This is a genomic window from Roseibium album (genome assembly GCF_001404515.1).
Classification (GTDB): domain Bacteria; phylum Pseudomonadota; class Alphaproteobacteria; order Rhizobiales; family Stappiaceae; genus Roseibium; species Roseibium album.
In genome coordinates this window covers 454,906-472,820 of sequence record NZ_CXWE01000003.1, presented here as the reverse complement: position 1 = coordinate 472,820, position 17,915 = coordinate 454,906, and the positions used below count along the sequence as shown (strand labels likewise).

At 57.6% G+C, this 17,915-nt stretch carries 19 protein-coding genes; 8 read left to right on the top strand and 11 right to left on the bottom strand.

Annotation, left to right across the window (positions count from 1 at the left end; all coding sequences use genetic code 11):
- Nucleotides 1–3: 3 nt before the first annotated feature.
- Genes LA5095_RS11615 through LA5095_RS11600 form a run of 4 tightly spaced genes read right to left on the bottom strand, consistent with a single transcriptional unit; the run spans nt 4 to nt 4,264 of the window.
- The gene (locus tag LA5095_RS11615) at nt 4–1,638 is read right to left on the bottom strand and encodes an acyl-CoA synthetase (protein WP_055115043.1); all 1,635 of its coding nucleotides are present in this window, start codon (nt 1,636–1,638) and stop codon (nt 4–6) included.
- Nucleotides 1,639–1,640: 2 nt separating this feature from the next.
- Nucleotides 1,641–2,762, bottom strand: coding sequence for a dimethylsulfoniopropionate demethylase (locus LA5095_RS11610; RefSeq protein ID WP_055115041.1), 1,122 nt, complete (start codon nt 2,760–2,762; stop codon nt 1,641–1,643).
- A gap of 11 nt (nt 2,763–2,773) precedes the next feature.
- The gene (locus LA5095_RS11605; protein ID WP_029062768.1) at nt 2,774–3,400 is read right to left on the bottom strand and encodes a DUF1326 domain-containing protein; all 627 of its coding nucleotides are present in this window, start codon (nt 3,398–3,400) and stop codon (nt 2,774–2,776) included.
- A gap of 15 nt (nt 3,401–3,415) precedes the next feature.
- Nucleotides 3,416–4,264, bottom strand: a complete 849-nt coding sequence (locus LA5095_RS11600; RefSeq protein ID WP_082442502.1) for a DUF2182 domain-containing protein — start codon at nt 4,262–4,264, stop codon at nt 3,416–3,418.
- A gap of 93 nt (nt 4,265–4,357) precedes the next feature.
- Between LA5095_RS11600 and LA5095_RS11595 the strand changes: the two genes are divergently transcribed.
- The 7 genes from LA5095_RS11595 (at nt 4,358) to LA5095_RS11575 (ending at nt 9,359) form a co-directional block, all read left to right on the top strand.
- Nucleotides 4,358–5,089: a FadR/GntR family transcriptional regulator gene (locus tag LA5095_RS11595; protein WP_082442501.1), complete on the top strand. Its 732-nt coding sequence runs from the start codon at nt 4,358–4,360 to the stop codon at nt 5,087–5,089.
- Between the two features lie 343 nt (nt 5,090–5,432).
- Nucleotides 5,433–5,579, top strand: a complete 147-nt coding sequence (locus LA5095_RS32700; RefSeq protein ID WP_158510370.1) for a hypothetical protein — start codon at nt 5,433–5,435, stop codon at nt 5,577–5,579.
- Nucleotides 5,580–5,615: 36 nt separating this feature from the next.
- The gene (locus tag LA5095_RS32695; RefSeq protein WP_158510369.1) at nt 5,616–5,771 is read left to right on the top strand and encodes a hypothetical protein; all 156 of its coding nucleotides are present in this window, start codon (nt 5,616–5,618) and stop codon (nt 5,769–5,771) included.
- A 268-nt stretch (nt 5,772–6,039) separates the two neighbouring features.
- Entirely contained in the window at nt 6,040–6,552 is a 513-nt protein-coding gene (locus LA5095_RS11590) for a tetratricopeptide repeat protein (protein WP_055115040.1), read from the top strand.
- A gap of 8 nt (nt 6,553–6,560) precedes the next feature.
- The gene (locus LA5095_RS11585) at nt 6,561–7,184 is read left to right on the top strand and encodes a hypothetical protein (RefSeq protein ID WP_055115038.1); all 624 of its coding nucleotides are present in this window, start codon (nt 6,561–6,563) and stop codon (nt 7,182–7,184) included.
- A gap of 413 nt (nt 7,185–7,597) precedes the next feature.
- On the top strand, nt 7,598–9,088 hold the full coding sequence (locus tag LA5095_RS11580) for a type II and III secretion system protein family protein (protein ID WP_082442500.1): 1,491 nt from the start codon (nt 7,598–7,600) through the stop codon (nt 9,086–9,088).
- Nucleotides 9,069–9,359, top strand: a complete 291-nt coding sequence (locus tag LA5095_RS11575; RefSeq protein WP_144435958.1) for a hypothetical protein — start codon at nt 9,069–9,071, stop codon at nt 9,357–9,359. The genes LA5095_RS11580 and LA5095_RS11575 overlap by 20 nt, the downstream gene beginning before the upstream one ends.
- Nucleotides 9,360–9,456: 97 nt before the next feature.
- Here the strand turns inward: LA5095_RS11575 and LA5095_RS11570 are convergent, their stop codons facing one another.
- From LA5095_RS11570 to gabT, 4 genes are all read right to left on the bottom strand, one after another.
- Nucleotides 9,457–10,233 carry an SDR family oxidoreductase gene (locus tag LA5095_RS11570; RefSeq protein WP_055115033.1) on the bottom strand — a complete coding sequence of 259 codons (777 nt, stop codon included), beginning with the start codon at nt 10,231–10,233 and terminating at the stop codon, nt 9,457–9,459.
- On the bottom strand, nt 10,230–11,216 hold the full coding sequence (gene denD, locus LA5095_RS11565; protein ID WP_055115032.1) for a D-erythronate dehydrogenase: 987 nt from the start codon (nt 11,214–11,216) through the stop codon (nt 10,230–10,232). The genes LA5095_RS11570 and denD overlap by 4 nt, the downstream gene beginning before the upstream one ends.
- A gap of 287 nt (nt 11,217–11,503) precedes the next feature.
- Nucleotides 11,504–12,949 (bottom strand): NAD-dependent succinate-semialdehyde dehydrogenase, encoded by a 1,446-nt coding sequence (locus LA5095_RS11560; RefSeq protein WP_055115030.1) that lies wholly within the window; start codon nt 12,947–12,949, stop codon nt 11,504–11,506.
- 4 nt (nt 12,950–12,953) lie between these two features.
- On the bottom strand, nt 12,954–14,243 hold the full coding sequence (gabT, locus tag LA5095_RS11555; protein WP_055115028.1) for a 4-aminobutyrate--2-oxoglutarate transaminase: 1,290 nt from the start codon (nt 14,241–14,243) through the stop codon (nt 12,954–12,956).
- Nucleotides 14,244–14,362: 119 nt separating this feature from the next.
- Here gabT and LA5095_RS11550 point away from each other — a divergent pair, with 119 nt between their 5' ends.
- The gene (locus LA5095_RS11550) at nt 14,363–15,316 is read left to right on the top strand and encodes a LysR substrate-binding domain-containing protein (protein WP_055115026.1); all 954 of its coding nucleotides are present in this window, start codon (nt 14,363–14,365) and stop codon (nt 15,314–15,316) included.
- 138 nt (nt 15,317–15,454) lie between these two features.
- Here the strand turns inward: LA5095_RS11550 and LA5095_RS11545 are convergent, their stop codons facing one another.
- The 3 genes from LA5095_RS11545 to LA5095_RS11535 are packed head-to-tail and all read right to left on the bottom strand — an operon-like array spanning nt 15,455 to nt 17,913.
- On the bottom strand, nt 15,455–16,048 hold the full coding sequence (locus LA5095_RS11545; protein ID WP_235808771.1) for a biotin transporter BioY: 594 nt from the start codon (nt 16,046–16,048) through the stop codon (nt 15,455–15,457).
- A gap of 25 nt (nt 16,049–16,073) precedes the next feature.
- Nucleotides 16,074–17,048, bottom strand: a complete 975-nt coding sequence (locus LA5095_RS11540) for a 5-oxoprolinase subunit C family protein (protein WP_055115024.1) — start codon at nt 17,046–17,048, stop codon at nt 16,074–16,076.
- Entirely contained in the window at nt 17,038–17,913 is an 876-nt protein-coding gene (locus LA5095_RS11535; RefSeq protein WP_029062780.1) for a 5-oxoprolinase subunit B family protein, read from the bottom strand. The genes LA5095_RS11540 and LA5095_RS11535 overlap by 11 nt, the downstream gene beginning before the upstream one ends.
- Nucleotides 17,914–17,915: the final 2 nt, after the last annotated feature.

The window sequence follows — 17,915 nt, the reverse complement described above, 5'->3', positions numbered from 1 at the left end:
CTGTTAGCTGGTGTATTCCGAGAGAGTCCTGGCGTCGTCGCGCAGGACAAATTTCTGGATTTTTCCGGTTGCCGTCTTCGGCAACTCCGTGAAAACGATCTTTTTCGGTCTCTTGAAGCCGGCCATGTGCTGGCGGCAGAATTCAATCAGGCTTTCTTCGGTCGTCGATGCACCATCCTTGAGTTCGATGAATGCGCAGGGTACTTCACCCCATTTTTCGTCCGGCAGCGCGACGACCGCGGCCAGGGCAACGTCAGGATGACGGTGCAGGACCCCTTCCACTTCGACGGAGGAAATGTTCTCGCCTCCCGAAATGATGACATCCTTCAGACGGTCCCTGATCTGGACATAGCCGTTCGGGTGGCGCACCGCCGCGTCGCCGGATTTGAAAGCGCCACCGGAAAACGCATCCGCGGTGGCATCGGCGTTCTTGTAATACCCCTTCATGACCGTGTTGCTGCGAATGACGATCTCGCCCTGGGTCTCTCCGTCCCAGGGGACGGGGTCAGCCGTTTCGCGATCGATCACATCGACGGTTTCGGTCATCGGAAATCCGACACCCTGCCAGGATTGCAGCTCGGCCTGTTCGTTCGCGGACAGACCTTCCCATTCTTCGCGCCAGAGGCACTGGACCACGTGACCATATGTTTCGGTCAATCCGTAAACCTGCATGACCTCGAAACCGAGGGCTTTTGTTGCCGCGAGGACGGCCGCTGGCGGCGGTGCCCCTGCCGTCATGATCCGGACGGGTCCGCCAAGAGGCTTTCTGTCAGCCTCCGGCGTGTTGACCAGCATGGACAGCACAATCGGCGCGCCACCCAGATGCGTGATGCCGAGCTTGTCGATCAGGTCGAATACGGCCTTTCCCGTGACCTGTCGGATGCAGACGATGGTTCCGGCCATGAGTGTCATGGTCCAGGCATGGCACCATCCGTTGCAGTGAAACATCGGCACCGTGTAAAGATAGACGGGATGACGGGGCAGTTCCCAGGCGATGGGTGTTCCCATCGCCATCAGATAGGCACCGCGATGGTGATAGACGACACCCTTCGGGCGCCCCGACGTTCCGGACGTGTAATTCAGCGCCAGTGCCTGCCATTCGTCTTCCGGTCCGCGCCAGGCAAAGGCGGGATCGCCCTCTTCGATCAGCTCCGAATAGTCTGCCTCGCCGATCCGCTGACCTCCCGGACCGTCAGGGTCGTCGATATCGATAACCGGAATGTTCTTGCCGTTGATCGTGAAGGCCTCGCTGACGACGCCGGAAAAGGCGGTGTCGGCAATGATCAGCCTGGCGTCGCTGTGATCAAGGATGTAGGCAACGGTTTCAGCTTCCAGACGGATGTTGATCGTGTTGAGAACGGCGCCTGCCAGCGGAACCGCGTAGTGTAATTCGAACAGCTCCGGCGTGTTGGCGGCGAGGACGGAAACCGTGTGGCCCTGGCCGACACCCCGGCTCATGAGGCTCGAAGCAAGCCGCCGTACCCGTTCTTGAACGTCACTCCAGGTCAGCTGCCGGTCGTTGTAGATGACAGCTATGCGATCCGGGAAAACAGAAGCTGTCCGTTCCAGGAAGGAAAGCGGTGACAGCGGAACGTGATTGGCGGCTTGTCTGGAAAAAGCCTCGAAGTGTTCCCTCATTGTCAGCCTCCCTGAACGGTGAAGGGTGTTTCCCAAACCGTCGCCGAGCGCATGCCATGAGGTGTATCGACCTGCACCCTGGTTCCGTCGTCCCAATGTGTCATGCGCACCATACCGATGGCGACATTGGTGCGGAAGTCCGGTGACCAGGCCGCGGAGCTGACTGTTCCAACCTGTTTGCCGCCACCTATTACCGGCCACAGTTCGTCGCAAGGCGGCACCGGATCGCCATCGATCGCAATGCTTCTGATCTGCCTGACAGGACCTTCAACGGCCACACGAAGCAACGCATCGCGCCCGATGCAGCCAATTGCCGCCTGGGTCTGGCAAAAGCGGCCAAGGCCGCATTCGTGCGGGGTGTTGTTTCGGGTCATGTCGTTGCCGTAGGACAGCAGCTGTCCCTCAATCCGCTCGATCAGATTCGGGCAGCCGGCGCGAACATCCAGATCCTCGCCCGCAGCCATAAGTGCGTCCCAGATCGGTTCGCCGAGATCTGATCCGTCGACGTAGAGCTCAAAACCATCCTGTTTGGAATAGCCCGACCGCGCGAGAACAAGCTTGCGTCCCTGGTAACTGACATGTCTGTAACGGAAAAACCGTATCGAGCGGATGTCGTCGCCGAATACACGGGCAACAAGTTCTTCCGCCTTCGGACCCTGGATCGCGAGCGGCGAGACATCGGGTTCGTCGACATCGACTTCGAGCCGCAGCGCATGCGCAAGTCCCTTGATCCAGAACAGCAGATCGCTGTCTGCGACCGAGACCCAGAATTTGTCCTCGGCAAGTTTTGTCGTGACCGGGTCATTGAGCATGCCGCCCGTCTCGTCGACCATGGGCGTGTAGTAACACTGGCCTTCCGTCATCGCGGAAAGATCCCGGGGCGTCAGCATCTGCGCGAGACGCGTAGCATCAGGACCCCAGAGCTCGACTTGCCGCTCGCAGGCGACATCCCAGACCTGAACCTTTGTCTTCAGGTGGCGGTAATCCTCCTCGACGGAGTTGAACACCGTCGGGAGCAGCATGTGATTGTAGATCGTGTATGCCTTGACACCTGCCGCCTGCACGCGGCGCGAAAACGGCGTGAAGCGCGTGCGACGGGAAATGGAGAGAGACGGGACCTGCATGACGGTCCTCCTTAGGCAGCTTGTTCGGCGGCGGGGCCGGACCAGTCGATCTGACAGATTTCGGCACTGCGGCCATCGAAATCCCAGACGCGACCGTAGGCCCGCACGCGACCCTGGGTGGCCGTCGCCACCGTGATGTCGGGTCCCATCCAGTATTCGGTATTGGTCACGATGATATCTTCGTCGGGATTGCCGCCACGGACCGGCTCGATCTCTCCCTTGATCGCCTTTCCGACAATCAGGCGCCGTTTCTTGCCTTCATTGGTGTAGGATACCGGAGCGCGCTCGGCTCCCAGAAATTCGCTGACCAGCACCTTGAACAGACCCGTTGTGCCCTTTGCCTGGCCCGAGAAGATCTTCAACAGGCCTTCATAGGCGGCATCCGTTGCACGTTCATCGATATAGGCCGCCGCTTTCCAGTTGCCGCGTGCCATGAGGCCGGGAATTTCCAGCACCAGCCCGACGTTGAGGCCGGAGAGATCTTCGCCCTCATAGTGTCCTTCGTCGATACGCACACCTGCCCAAGCCTGGCAGTAGCCCTCGGTAGGCGCGTGCTTTCCAAGTGAAACGACACACGGACAGAAGACCGTGCAGTTGCAGTTCAGTATCAATTCACCGCGTATGGCCCATCCGGACATCTGATATCTCCCGTACTAGAGTTCTGTAAACGTCAGGACGCACACGACCGTCCCTGAAATGAGAAGGAAAACGCCGAGCGGAGCGCTGATCCGGTTTCCGATCTGCGGCAGTTTCTCGAGCGTCATCAGAACCATGGCAATTCCCATGAAAGCCAGGTTCATGGTGCCGGCGACGAAGGCCAGCAGCATAAGGGCCCAGCAACAGCCGAGACAGACGGCTCCAAGACGCAAGCCAAGTTTGAGGGCGCCTTGAAGCCCTGGTTGCCAGTGGTTGAAAAAGAATGTCATCGGGTTCTGGCAGGCGGACAGGCAGGCATTCTTGAGACTGCTGAACTGATAAAGTCCGGCAAGAACAAGCAGCGCGGCATTCAACATGCCCGACATAGACCGGCCGTCATGATCGAGGAGGCCAAGCCCGGCAAACTGTACCTGTAGAAAGGCTGTCGGGACCGAAAAGCCGAGCCAGACGACAAGGTATCCCAGCACAAGGACCCCGAGCGAAGGTCCGCTGGCTGCCTCCGTGTGGCTCAGATCCGAATAAGTCCTGAACGCCGGGAACGCGGTTGGTGCCATCATTGCGAGTGACATCAGGGCCCACATCAGGACGGCGGACAGGAAGCCTGCATCGGCGGCTGTCTGTGTGCAAAGAGAGATCAGGTATGCAACGCCGAAGTCGTTCGCTGCAGGCGGTACGTCAACAGGTAGCTGCATCGCGAAGAGGATGCTCCACGCCGCCAGGACACCGCCAAAAAAAGTCAGCCACCAAATACCGTGGCCGGGCAAAAGACGCTCGATTGCCTTCACCCGTTCCTCCCAATGCTCTTTGGACGAAAGCTGCGCTTCGATCTGATAAATGTCAAACATTTAATTGTCTGACATTTAATTTTTTACAATTGACCCTTTGGTGACCGCCCTCTAGTTTGACGGAAACCGATCCACGGGCGTGCGAGGACCATCTTGGCAATCGAATTCAATACAATTCAGAAGGAAGGACTTTCGGTCCAGATTGCCAATGCCATTCGAGACGCCATCCTGGAAGGAAGACTATCCAGTGAAGAGCGCTTGCCGAGTGAAGCCGAACTTGCCGATCGGTTCGGTGTGTCCCGGTCCACCGTCCGCGAGGCCTTGAAGCGGCTTGCGGCACAGAACCTGATCCGAAGCGAGCGCGGTTCGTCCGGCGGGGCGTTCGTCAATCGTCTGACGTGGTCGGAGGCTCAGGACAATCTCGTGACCACGACGCGTCTCCTGATCGGCATGAATGATATTCCGCTGGAGGACGCGATCGAAGCCCGGTTTGCGCTGGAGGCGGCGGCTCTGCCGCTGGCTGCCGAAAAGTGTGCCGGAGACGATCTGTCAGCAATGCGCAGGGAGATCGACCGCCAGCGGGACCCGCTGACCAGCGATGAGGAATTCTGCGCTTCCGACGTTACCTTTCATTCGGTCATAGCCCGGGCGACCGGCAATCCGCTGCTGACCTTCCAGTTGTCAGCGGCCTTCGAGGCCATGCAGCCGTTGATGAACATGCTGGTCTACCGCTTGCGCGACCGGGAGCGGATTGCCGACTTGCACGAAGCGCTTGCAGTTGCACTGGAAAGGCAGGACGGGGCGGGGGCGTCGATCAGCCTGGAGTCCCTTTGCGCGTATACCAGGGAACTGGCAGCGCAACGCCGCGGACCCAAGAAAGACTGAAATCCATCGCGACTACCTGCGCCAAACCGTCCGGATTCGTCCCGAATTCCGGATGCAGACCTGTGTGTCGAGCTGTTGATAGTGTCTTTGGTGCAAAATTTTCTTTTACAAGCGACATACTGCCATCAGCTGATTGTCATATTAACATATTGATTTATTGCACGTAATTACTCCCGCAACACTGACTCTTTCCGCGCAGCACCGTTGGCGTGGCCGTTAATTCGCGGCTTGGCATTGCCTGATCTACGTCTAAAGTCTAATATAGACGAAAGTCGTAGTTTGACTGATTGAGTGGAACAGGCGGGTGTTCATTGTTGTCCCCAAGCATTGAGGAGCGCATGGAATGAAATTCTGGAGCCTGGCAGCCGTTGCCCTGATGATTGTCGGCGTCGCTGCCGCGAAAACCTCAAACCCGAGCCACGTCCTCACGGAAAACACGACGTTTTCGGGAGAGCCGGTGACGACATTGCGGACGCCGGCAACACCCTGATACCAGAAACTATCTTTCCTCCCGGGAGGCGGCGGGATGGTATGGCTCCGGTCCAAACGCTGGACCAGCCATCCCGGCGGCCCTTCCCGGCAGACCATGACGGTGCGCCTTGAAGGGGTGACAAGACAGCCCATTCTTCCATGTGTCGTGCAGGTGATCTTTGCGGAGCGCCGGATGGCGACACATCTGTAGCGGGTTTTCGGTTAGCCGGGTGCGGTTGTCCTGGCGCCGCTGCACTGGAAGGTTGCAAGTCCAAACAAAGCTCCACTTCGCGGCCCAAATCGAGATCCGCAGCTATTTACGAAATGTAATTCAGGGCTCTTAACTAATAATTTTCCCAATTTCTCTAATTTGCTCATAGACCGACAGAGTAGCGGCGGAAGCTATTGTGAATACTGACTAGTAGCGATACTGCAGTAGTAAGCTCCCGTCAGAGTATAATCGGTGTGGGTGAGAGACAATGTGGTTGCGTAGACAGTTCTCTGCTTTTGCGGTTTCGGTATTTGTGCTGGCCGGTTGCCAGTCTGGTGATCTGGCAAACCTGTCGACCTATGGCGACAGTGCCGCGTCCAATGAAGATCTTTCCAAAGTCGCCTATTACCGGGACGACGAATTGCTTACCCAGGCAAATGTTCAGTTCAAGGAAAAGAACTTCGGCAAGGCATATGCGATCTACAAGCGGGCGGTCGAGGTTTATCCTAAGGATCCGGTCGCCTGGCTCGGTTATTCCGCTTCCGCGGACATGATCGGACGGTTCGACAATGCGGATATCGGCTACAAGCGCCTTGCGCGCATGATCCCCAACCGCCCGGAATACCTGAACAATGTCGGTTATTCCTACATGTTGCGGGGCAACCTCATATCGGCAAGGCGGTATTTCCTGAAGGCCTATGATATCGATCCGAACAATCAGACCACCGCCAACAACCTGGAACTCCTGCGTAACAGCGTATCTTTTGCCAATCGGGGATAGGCAGGCAGATGACCAGCGACGTGAATGTCTCCGAAAGAGCGACCGAAGCCAGGACCATTGCGCCCGGTGAAGGCAAATCTGCCGCCGCGAAGCCGGCGCAGTCACCGCTGACAACCTATTTGCAGCGCAATGTCCGGATCCTGATGGCACTCAATGCGGTGTCGGTTGCCGTCACAATTCTATTGTTCGTTGGCCTGTTCTTTTCCTGGTCGGCAACCTCGGAATTGAATCAGATCAGGCAGCAGCTTTCCGGCCTGCAGCAGTTCGAAAAGAGAATATCAGGCAACGTCAATCTGATGAATGCCGGTGTCCAAAGCAGGTTGTCGAAGATCGATCAGCGCATCGGTCAGATCCAGTCCGGTGTCAGACTAATGAGGATCGAAAGGGGTGACTCAGACATTCCGATCGACAAATTGAAGACTGTGGTCGACGAAGACATCGATTTTTTCCATTCATCGACCGCCACCATGATGTTTTCGCCGGCGCTATCTGCACAGAATTCCGGCCGTTTCGAAACTGCAAGCAACATTCCTCAGGTTTCGGTCTCGCAGTCGAGTGGCCAATCGGATGGCTCTGCCCTGTTTCGCAGAATTGTGACGCCCGACGGCAAGGTCAGGTATGAAAAGCGCTAAGGTCCGTTCGACCTGCTTGACTGACGTCCAGCTGCGAAGCCTGTTTTGCTGAAACAACAGTGAAACCCGGACGATCCGGCTATCCTCGATTGACTGCCTTTCGCTGTGCGATGCGTCCGTGCCAGAGACGCACGGGCGGTTCTTCTTCTTTAGCAATCTTGTGCAACTCTCAAGTGTATGTAGGTTGAATTCCGACATCCATGCCCGAACTTATGCAATGAAGAAGGCTAAGGTTCCGTGCGTTAATGTAAATCCAGTTCAATAGCGACTAGTTTTAAGTTTTTTTTCACGAGCCGTTAATCGTCAGGATCGTAATATTGGAATGGGTAAGGCACGAGGTCTTTGGTGTTCTTAGGTATTTCTCCCGATAGGTGAGAATAAAACTGACCTAGCGTGATCTTGGAATTTAACAAATGCCACAGACGAGACACGACGTGAAGATATCGTCCATTTTGACAGTTTTGATCTCGGTTTTCGTTTTAAGCGTCACATATGCCGGGCAGGTCATCGCGCAAGTCGACGAAATGACCCTGGTGATCAACGGTGGAAGCGTTTCCAGGATTACAATGCCACCGGGGACAACCCGGACCGTCAGAACGAACAAGAAATTCTCGGACCTTGTCGTCGGCAATCCCGAAACCGCAGATATCGTGCCTCTCTCCGAACAGGTTCTTTACATTCAGGGCAAGGCTCCAGGGCTTACCAATATCTCGATCTACGACGCCTCCAAGACCTTGCTTGGCGTGATCGAAGTCCGTATCCAGCTCAATTTCGAAGATGTCGTCCGTGCAATTCGTGCCGTCGCACCGACAGCGCAAGTGTCGGTTACCAATGCCGGCAACAAGATCAGGCTCAGTGGATCGGTGAGCAATGCGGTCGAACTGACCAAGGTTCTGGAAGTCGCGCAGCAGTTTTCAGAAGCCCCGGTGATCAACGCAGTTAGCGTACGCAGCCCTCAGCAGGTCGCTCTGGAAGTGCGTGTACTTGAAGCCAGCCGCTCGATCGGCCGGGACCTTGGTGTCAACTGGGTGGGACGGTCGACCAATGGGAATGTCAGCACGAGCGGTTCCCGGGTTCAGGTCGGAACCAATCAGGCCGGCGGCCTGATTTCGGTTCTCGGGTCGGGTGCAAGTGTCGCGCAGCAAGGTGCGCTTCCGTTCGGAACGTTGATCGCAAAGGTTCTCGAAACGGCCGGTATTCGCATCGACACCATTATTGACGCTCTGGAAGGAAAGGGTCTTGTCCGCCGCCTGGCACAACCGAACCTGACGACCATCAGCGGTGAAACGGCCCGTTTCCATGTTGGCGGCGAAGTGCCAATCCAGACAGCGGTTTCAAATGCGGGCGGAGTTGCCTCCTCAACCGACTACCGTCCGTTCGGTGTCCGTCTCGAATTTGTGCCGACGGTTCTCGACAACAGCCGGGTCAATCTTCGTGTGATGACCGAGGTCAGCGACATCGACAACTCGATCAATGTCAACGGAAACCCGGGTTTCACCTCGCGCAGGGCGGAAGCGGTGATCGAACTCAAGGACGGGCAGAGCTTTTCCATCGCGGGCCTGCTGGAAAATGTCGATACCAGAGATATCAGCCAATTGCCGTGGCTGGGGCAGGTGCCGGTCCTGGGTGTTCTGTTTCGCTCTACAAGTTTCCAGAAACGCGAAACCGACCTGGTTATCGTCGTGACACCCCGCCTTGTACGTCCGGCGCGCCCGAATGAACCCCTTGCGTCACCACTCGACCAGACGCGGCCTACAAACGATGTCGAGATGTTTGCCCTCGGTATTCTCGAGGTCAACAAGGACATGCTCCGGAAATACAAGGAAGGCGACGGCCTGATCGGTCCCTACGGCCACATTGTCGATCTGAAACTTGAGGATGGTTATGTGTACTCCAAGAACTGATCGACTGGCGGCCTTCGCCCTGGTGCTTTTGCTGTCCGGATGTGCCGACTACATGAGCCGCCGGGATACGGTCACGGTGGGCGCCGGAAACGCCATGGACGCCAACATGGCTATCCATACGGTGCAACCGTTCCCGAGGCAGGCCTACAACACCAACCTGTCGCGCGACGGGCGGTCGGCCGTGAATGCGCAGGAGCGTTTTCTGGAGCCCGGCGACCCGGACGTCGTGACCGCTGCCGGATCGGAAGCGGCAATCAGCGGCGGGTCGTAGCGGCGAGCAATTTCAAACCTTCTGCCACGCCGAAACTTGAATCCGAAAATGCCGGAAATTCATCGGCGCAACGGCTTGCCCCCCGCCTGTCGCTGGCTTATCCCCGGCCGACAAATGGCATTTTCGTCGCCATGACGGTCAGGGTCAGAATATTAGCGTCGAGCGGCAACCCGGCCATGTAGACGACGGCGTCCGCGACGTGGGCCGGGCTGATGGTCGGCTCCGGCGCCAATTCGCCATTCGCCTGCGGTACGCCACCGCTCATTCTGGCCGTCATGTCGCTTGCCGCATTGCCGATATCGATCTGGCCGCAGGCTATGTCGAAGGCCCGTCCGTCAAGCGCCGTCGATTTCGTCAAGCCGGTAATTGCATGTTTGGTTGCCGTATAGGGTGCCGAATTCGGCCTTGGAGTGGTTGCCGAAATCGAGCCGTTGTTGATGATCCGGCCCCCCTTCGGATCCTGTGCCTTCATCAAACGAAACGCCTGCTGCGTACACAGGAACGCTCCCGTGAGATTGGCTGCGACAACATTGGACCATTCCTGAAAGCTGATGTCTTCAAGGGGAACCGGTGAATTGCCTATCCCGGCATTGTTCACCAGCAGATCAAGCCGTCCGAACTCATCGGCCAAATTTGCAAACAGGGTTTTGACGGATGTCTCATCCCCGACATCACACGACAGCCAGGAGACCTTGTTCCCGGTCTCGGTAGAAAGTTCCTCAGCGGTTGCGGCAAGAACCGCTTCGCGGCGCCCGGTGATGACAACATGCCAGCCGGCGGAACTGAGAGCCCGTGCAACCGACTTGCCGACGCCGGTTCCGCCGCCGGTGACAAGTGCGATTTTGCCGGACGTGCTGTTTGTGGTTTCGGTCATGCGGATGCACCTTCAAGTTCGTCTTCAATGTGAATTCTGATGATGTCGTCGAAACTCGTCTCTGCCTCGAAACCAAGTTCGCTTGCCCGTCTGGCGTCGAAGTTCCGGGGCCATCCGGCTACGATCCTGCCAATCTCCGGGTCGGGTTCATGGCGAATGAGATTGACCGCCTTTTCGCCTGCGACCCGCTTGAGGGCCTCGATCTGTTCTCCGACGAGTGCCGACAGACCCGGCATCGTGAGCGCACGACGGGATCCGAGCAGGGAGGTATCAATGCGCGCCGCATGGGCGAAAAATCCAACCGCTGCACGCGGACTTGCAAACCAGTGGCGAACCTCCTCGCCGACCGGCAGGACCGCTTCCTTGCCGGCTAGCGGTTCACGCAGAATGTTCGAGAAAAATCCCGAAGCCGCCTTGTTGGGTTTTCCTGGCCGGACGCAGATCGTTGGTAGGCGAAGGCCGATCCCGTCGAACACGCCTTTTCGGGTATAGTCGGACAACAGCAGCTCACAAATTGCCTTTTGGGTCCCGTAGCTCGTCAGGGGCGTTGTAAAGAATTCATCGCCGATTTTCTCCGGAAATGGCTGGCCGAACACGGCGATCGACGACGCAAAAACAACGCGCGGAAAGTAGGGGTTCTGAATTCCCTCCTGGCGAATTGCTTCGAAAATCTCGCGGCTTCCATCCAGATTGATTGCGTATCCCTTGTCGAAATCAACTTCGGCTTCTCCAGAAACGACCGCTGCCAGGTGAAGAATGAGGTCCGGCCTACCTGCTATCAGTTTCTCTGCTTCGCCGCGTATTGCCAGATCAAGCGTCAAGGCGGATGCCTTTGACTGAAACGCCGGGGGCACCTGAGGCGCGACGATATCGACGAGTGTCAGTCGGGTAACCTCGGCACCGAAGAGATCAGGCTCCCTGGCAAGCCTGGCCACAAGTTTCCGGCCCACCATTCCGGCCGCGCCGGTCATGAGTACGTGCATCTGCTGCGTTGCTCCTCCGCATCTTCGTGTCTGAACCTGTCGGGAAGGTCGGTTTTCGAGTTCCGGTCCAAGACTATAGATACTTGACCAAAATGTCGTGGCGCTGTTTCGCAGATTTGTCCAGACCAAGTCCGGGTTGCGAACGCGATTTCACGGCGCTATCCCGCGCCCTTGCAGATTGACTGCGTCGAATCAGGAGCAAACGACTGGCGGCACCTCTTTTCAAAGCGGGTTGTCTGACGGGGTTTGCGCGATGGTGTAACATCCCGGGCATCAATGCCACGGCATCACAAACCCGCGATGCAACCGTATTTCAGTTCGGTGAATTCATCGATGCCATGTCGGGAGCCTTCGCGCGAATTGCCGCTTTGCTTTACGCCGCCAAAGGGCGCCAGCTCAGTTGAGATGATACCTGTGTTGACACCTACCATGCCATATTCCAGCTGTTCCATGACCCGGAAAACGCGGCCGAGATCGCGTGTATAGACATAGGCTGCCAGGCCGGTTTCCGTTTCGTTGGCTGCGGCAATCACTTCGTCTTCCGTACCAAACCTGAAGACGGCTGCGACCGGGCCGAAGGTCTCTTCGCGGGCAAGTGTCATATCACCTGTTGCACCTGTCATGAGAGTGGGCTGGAAAAAGGTCCGACCGAGACTGTGCCGCTGGCCGCCAACAACGACCCTTGCGCCCTTTGCAAGGGCATCGGCTATATGATCTTCCACCTTCAACACGGCGTTTTCGGTGATGAGTGGCCCCTGTGTGACGTCTTTCTCGAAACCGTCTCCGACACTCAAACGGGCAACTTCACGGGCAAGGCGATCGACAAACCGGTCGTGTATTCCGGCCTGGGCGTAGATCCGGTTGGTGCAGACGCAGGTCTGGCCCATGTTGCGAAACTTCGATGCCATCGCACCTTCGACCGCGGCGTCGAGATCGGCATCGTCAAAGACGATGAACGGGGCGTTGCCACCAAGTTCCAATGCGACCTTCTTCACGGTGGTGGCGGACTGTGCCATGAGGAGCTTGCCGACAGCTGTCGACCCGGTAAAGCCGACAAGCCGGACCTTCGGATGACTTGTCAAAACCCTGCCGATTTCCACCGCATTGCCGGTCAGAACGTTGATGCCGCCCACGGGGAAGCCGGCCCGGTGTGCCAGTTCGACAAGCGCAAGGGCGGTCAACGGGGTCTCGGGAGCCGGTTTGACGACAACGGTGCAACCCGCTGCAAGAGCGGGTGCAATCTTGCGGGTGATCATTGCCGCAGGGAAATTCCAGGGCGTGATGGCGGCAACAACTCCGATTGGCTGGCGAAAGACCGTGATCCTGGCGTCTGCCCGGTGTGCGGGCAGGATTTCACCTGAAATACGCTTGGCTTCCTCGGCATAATACTCGACATAGGATGCCGCATAGTCGATCTCGCCGAGCGCTTCCGCATAGGGCTTGCCCTGTTCCGCCGTCAGGATGGTTGCCAGGTCTTCCCGATTGGCCATGATAAGTTCGAACCAGTGCCTGAGCACGCTGCCGCGATCCTTTGCCGTTCTTGATGCCCAGGGCCGAAAAGCCGCCCCAGCGGCTTCAACCGCTGTTTCCGTTTCTCTGGCACCGAAATCCGGTACTGCAGCAATCCGTTGGCCATTTGCCGGGTTGATCACGGGTAGACAGGGATGACCGGTAAACTGACCATTCATGTAGGCCTGTTGTTTGAGAAGACCTGAGTCATTCAAGTTCAACAAGGGTTCAATCCTCCGTCTCGAGGGCTGTTTTCAGCGCCCCTTCCAAAATGTCGAGACCTTCATCGAGAATGTCGTCGGTTATTGTCAGCGGATTGAGGATGCGAATGGTATTGCCGAAAACACCGCAGGACAGAAGTACCAGACCGGCATCGAGTGCTGCCTGCGTGACGCGTTTTGCCGCGACGGCATCGGGTTCCTGCCCATCTTCCTTGCGGACAATATCGAATGCGACCATTGCTCCCGGGCCGCGGAGTGCTGCGATAGGGACGCTGTCGTTGCGTTTCGCAATCTCCTGAAGCCGGGTCTTGATGCGCGTACCCACGGTATTGGCCCGTTCGACCAGTTTTTCTTCTGCAATGACATCTATGACCGCCAGCGCCGCTGCGCAGGAGACCGGGTTTCCGGCATAGGTCCCGCCCAGACCGCCCGGTTCAGCTGCCTCCATGATATCGGCACGCCCGATAACCCCGGAGAGCGGGAAGCCGCCTGCCATGGATTTGGCAACCGTCATGATGTCGGGTGAAATGCCGCTATGCTCGACGCCGAACATCTTGCCGGTTCGCGCAAAACCGGTCTGTATTTCGTCGGCGATCAGGACGATACCGGCCCGGCTGCAGATCCCGCGCAGCTTGGTGAGCAGATCAACAGGCGCAGGATGGAAACCGCCTTCCCCCTGAACCGGTTCAATGATGATCGCAGCGGTGTTGTCAGGTCCGATATCTGTTCGAAAGAGTGTGTCCAGAGCCTTCAGCGAGTCTTCGGTGCTGGTCCCGTGTTGGGGAACCGGGAATGGAACGTGATAGATCCCGGGCGGAGAGATTCCGAACCCGGTCTTGTAGGGAGAGACTTTGCCGGTAAGGGCCGTGGTCATGGCAGTGCGGCCGTGAAATCCTCCCGAAAAGGCGATGACACCGGGCCGTCCCGTGGCCGCTCGTGCAATCTTGACCGCATTTTCGACGGCTTCCGCACCGGTTGAAAACAGGACCGCCTTCGCGTTTTTGATCGGAGCAAGCTGTACCAGGCGTTCACAGACTTCGACATAAGGCGCATAGGGCAAGATCTGGAATGCCGTATGGGTGTAACTGTCGAGTTGCTGCCTGACTGCTTCCATGATCCGCGGGTGACGGTGACCCGTGTTCAGAACGGCAATGCCTCCGGCAAAGTCAATGAGCCGATTCCCTTCCACATCCCAGATTTCAGCGTTTTCCGCCCGACTGACGAATGTCGGATAGGCCGTGGCGATCCCGCGCGGAACAGCAGCGCGTCTGCGGTGTTGCAAGATTTCATTGTTCACGTTTTTACCCTTTGAGCTGGCAAAGTCGCGTGAACGCTAACGGTTATTCCGAGGCTTAAGGTAGCAGTTTGATTATGATACTGTGGTGCACCTGATGTACCACTATCTGCGATCATTCGATGCCAAAACCAAGTCATTCAGGAATTGCCGGCGGTCGGCATTTCGATCCGGCACGGCCACTTGCAGGCCGGTTGCCGCCGCTTCACATGTTGCGTGCCTTCGAAGCAGCCGGCCGCACCGGCAGCATGCGCAAGGCGGCGGAAGATATCGGCATAAGCCACACAGTTGTCAGCCGGCATATTCAGAACCTGGAGGCATGGTTTGGCCGGAAGCTGGTCTCTGCAGGGCCACGTGGAATTACGTTGACCACCGAGGGCTCCACGCTTTTTGCGGCGGCGACAGACGCCTTTCAAGATATCGCCCGTGTGTCGGCCCAGCTGCGTTCGAAAGCGGGTGCGGACGAACTGGTCATCTGGTGCGTTCCGGGTCTGGCAACCCGCTGCCTCACACCCAAGCTGGATCGGATCCGTCAAGCAATCCTGCACGGTGATGTTCTGCTGCGTGCGATTGACCAAATCCCCGACTTTGCCGGCGGAGAAGCCGACCTGATGATCGGGTTTTCAGATGCCAATCGACTGCCCGAAGGCGCGACTCCATTGATTCAGCCGCGCATGTTTCCAGTCGCAAGTCCAATTTGGCTAAAGAAGAACGGTCAACTGGGTTCGTTGACAGACCTGACACGCCTGCCGCTGATTCACGAGGATTCCTACGAACAATGGACAAGCTGGTTCCGGCACGCCGGGGTGGATTTCAATCATGCTCTGAGCGGATCAAGGTTATGGGACGCGAGCCTCGGATTTGACGCGGCGCTCGCGGGTCAGGGCGTTGCTCTTACGAGCAATCTTCTGGCATCAGAGGAAATCGCAAAAGGCCGGTTGGTCGAGCTCTTCCAAACCGATATCAAGGTTGGCGGCTACTTTCTCCTGATGCGGCCCGCAGTTGCCAATGATGAACGAATTCAACGGTTTCAAACCTGGTTGAAGCATATGCTTGGCACGTATGAGCGTGTTTGAACGTGAGATCATGCGTGTGCCAGATGATTGCAGGGCGTCCGGGTCGGATACCTGATTGCGGACTTCAAGACGAGAAAGGGAGCGGATTTGTGATCCGCTCCCTTTCTCCGGACTTTCCGGGAATGCAGGAAAGGTCAGTCAGGACTGCCGGGAACCGATTATCTTCCAGATCATGGGCAAGAGTGCAGCGGCCAGCAGCATCTTGGCGGCGTCGCCGAACAGGAAAGGGGTCATGCCCCAATCCAGCACCGGCTTGTCCCAGCCGACGACCGTACCGAGCCACAGCAGGCCAGGCACGTAGATCACGACGTTGCCGACGATCATGGCGATTGCGGTCGTGAAGACATTGCGGTCGAAACCCCGTTCGGCGAGATAGCCGACGACAGCTGCGGCCAGCACGAAGCCGAGCAGATAACCGCCGGTCGGGCCAATCATGTAGGCCAGCCCGATTCCCTTTTCCGGGGTGCCGGCAAAGACCGGCAATCCGGCAAGGCCCTGCAAGAGATAAAGACCGACGGTCGCAGCGCCGAGCCGCGCGCCGAAGCCCATGCCGATCGCCAGAACGACGAAGGTCTGCATGGTTATGGGAACGGGATAAAACGGCACCTGGATCTTAGCCGAAACCCAGAGCGCCATACTTCCCAGGACCGCAAGCGCCAGAGTGCGCAGCCCTGGATGGTTGCTTTGCCAGAGCATGTCGGCAAGCGTGGCATGTTTCTGCGTGCTGATCATTGCGAATTCCTTGTTTCGGTTCTGCTCAGGCAAGGGCCTGACGCATGTTTTCAATCGCTGCGGCCCGTTCGCGGCGTGCTGACAGTGCCGTGTGCATGTTCACTTTCACGAACCGGGTTTCCGTATGGGGTTGAAGTTGTCCGATCAGGTCCATATCGGCTGAAATCACGGTGCCAACCATGAAGTACCCGCCACCGGAAACCGCGTCGCGGTGCAGGATGATCGGCTCGGTGCCGCTTGGTATCTGTATGGAACCGTAGGGATAGCAGGCATCGGTGATGTTGGAGGGATCGGATCCCGCACCGAAGGGCGGTTCCCTGTCGACAAATTCGATCGGAGCGCCGCCCTGGAAGCGGTAACCCATGCGATCGGCCTCGGAGGCGACCTTCCAGGTATCCTGGAAAAACCGGTCGAGCGACCGTTCGCTGACGCGGTGAGCATAGAGCCCGGGCAAGACCCGCAGCTCCGCCGGTTTGTCCGGGCCGCGCCGCAGGTTTGCCGGAATTGTCGTTCCTTCCGAGACTGTCACGGAGGCATTTCCGACGGGCAGTACATCGCCCGGTTGAATGGCCCTGCCGTTCACGCCGCCGAGCGCACCGATTGCATAGGTCGACCGGCTGCCGAGATTGGCGGGCGTGTCTATGCCGCCGGCAACAGCAATGTAGGCCCTGGCTCCGGCGCGCAGATAGTCAAAGGACAGGACCTGTCCCTTTTTGACCTTGAGCGTCGTCCAGGTGTCCCGAACCTCGCCGTCAATCTTCGGTGGAAGTTCGGCGCCGGTAATGGCGATCAGCGTGTCCTCGGTGAACTCGAGCTCGGGACCCATGAACACGGCCTCGAGGCATGCAGCTCCCTCGTCATTGCCAACGAGCATGTTTGCGGCCCGCAGGGCAAGCCTGTCCATGGCACCGCCGATCGGAATGCCGAGGTGGTAGTAGCCCGGACGGCCGAGGTCCTGGACCGTTGTTGCAAGTCCAGCAGATTTTACATTAACCGGCATTGAGAACCTCCAGAAGCTTGGCGTTGGTGCCATCGATGTCCCGGTTGAAATCGTCCAGTGAAAAGACGACTTCGCGAATACGTGGACTGAACGTGTTCGCCTCGACCTCCTTCAGGTTCCTTTCGTATTCTTCCCGGGTGATCGGTTTCCATTTCACGATGTCGCCGGGTTTGAAGAAGACGAGGAAGTCCTTCAGGTAATTGACCTTTTGTTCCGGGTCGTAAATCGGCATGGGCGTGATGCCGAACATCTGGTAGCCGCCGGCGCCGCGGACTGAGTAAATGCAGGAAAAACAGCCGCCGTACCCCACCGTCAGCCTGGGCGTGTCGGTTCTTGGGCGCAAATATTTCGGCACCTGGATCTGCCGCTTCCGATCGACCATCTGATAGAGGAACGGCAAGCCGGAGACGAAGCCGACCATGGAGACAAACCATGGCGAGGCGGAATGGGCCTGGATGAAATCCGCAACAGTGTCGTACCCGTTGATCCGCGCGGCATATTCGATATCCGTCGCCTCCGGGTCCTGATGCCTTTCGCGAAACCTCATCAGCGTCTCATGTGTCCACGGGTCCTGGTAATAGACCGGAATTTCGATGATGCGCGTGTTGAGAACCGCTTCTTCCTTGTCAGCGATTTCTTCCATTCGCTTCAACTCGGACATGAGGTCATCCGGATGGATCAGATCCGGGTCGAACTTGATCTGAAACGATGCATTGGCGGGGCAGATCTCGGTCACGCCCCTGATATCGGCGTTCCTGACGGCATTGGTCATCGAGAGAGCCTTGAAGAATGCCTCCAGGGACATTTCCTCGTTGACTTCCACGAAGATATGCTCGTCGCCTCCGAATGTGTATCTCGAGCTCATCT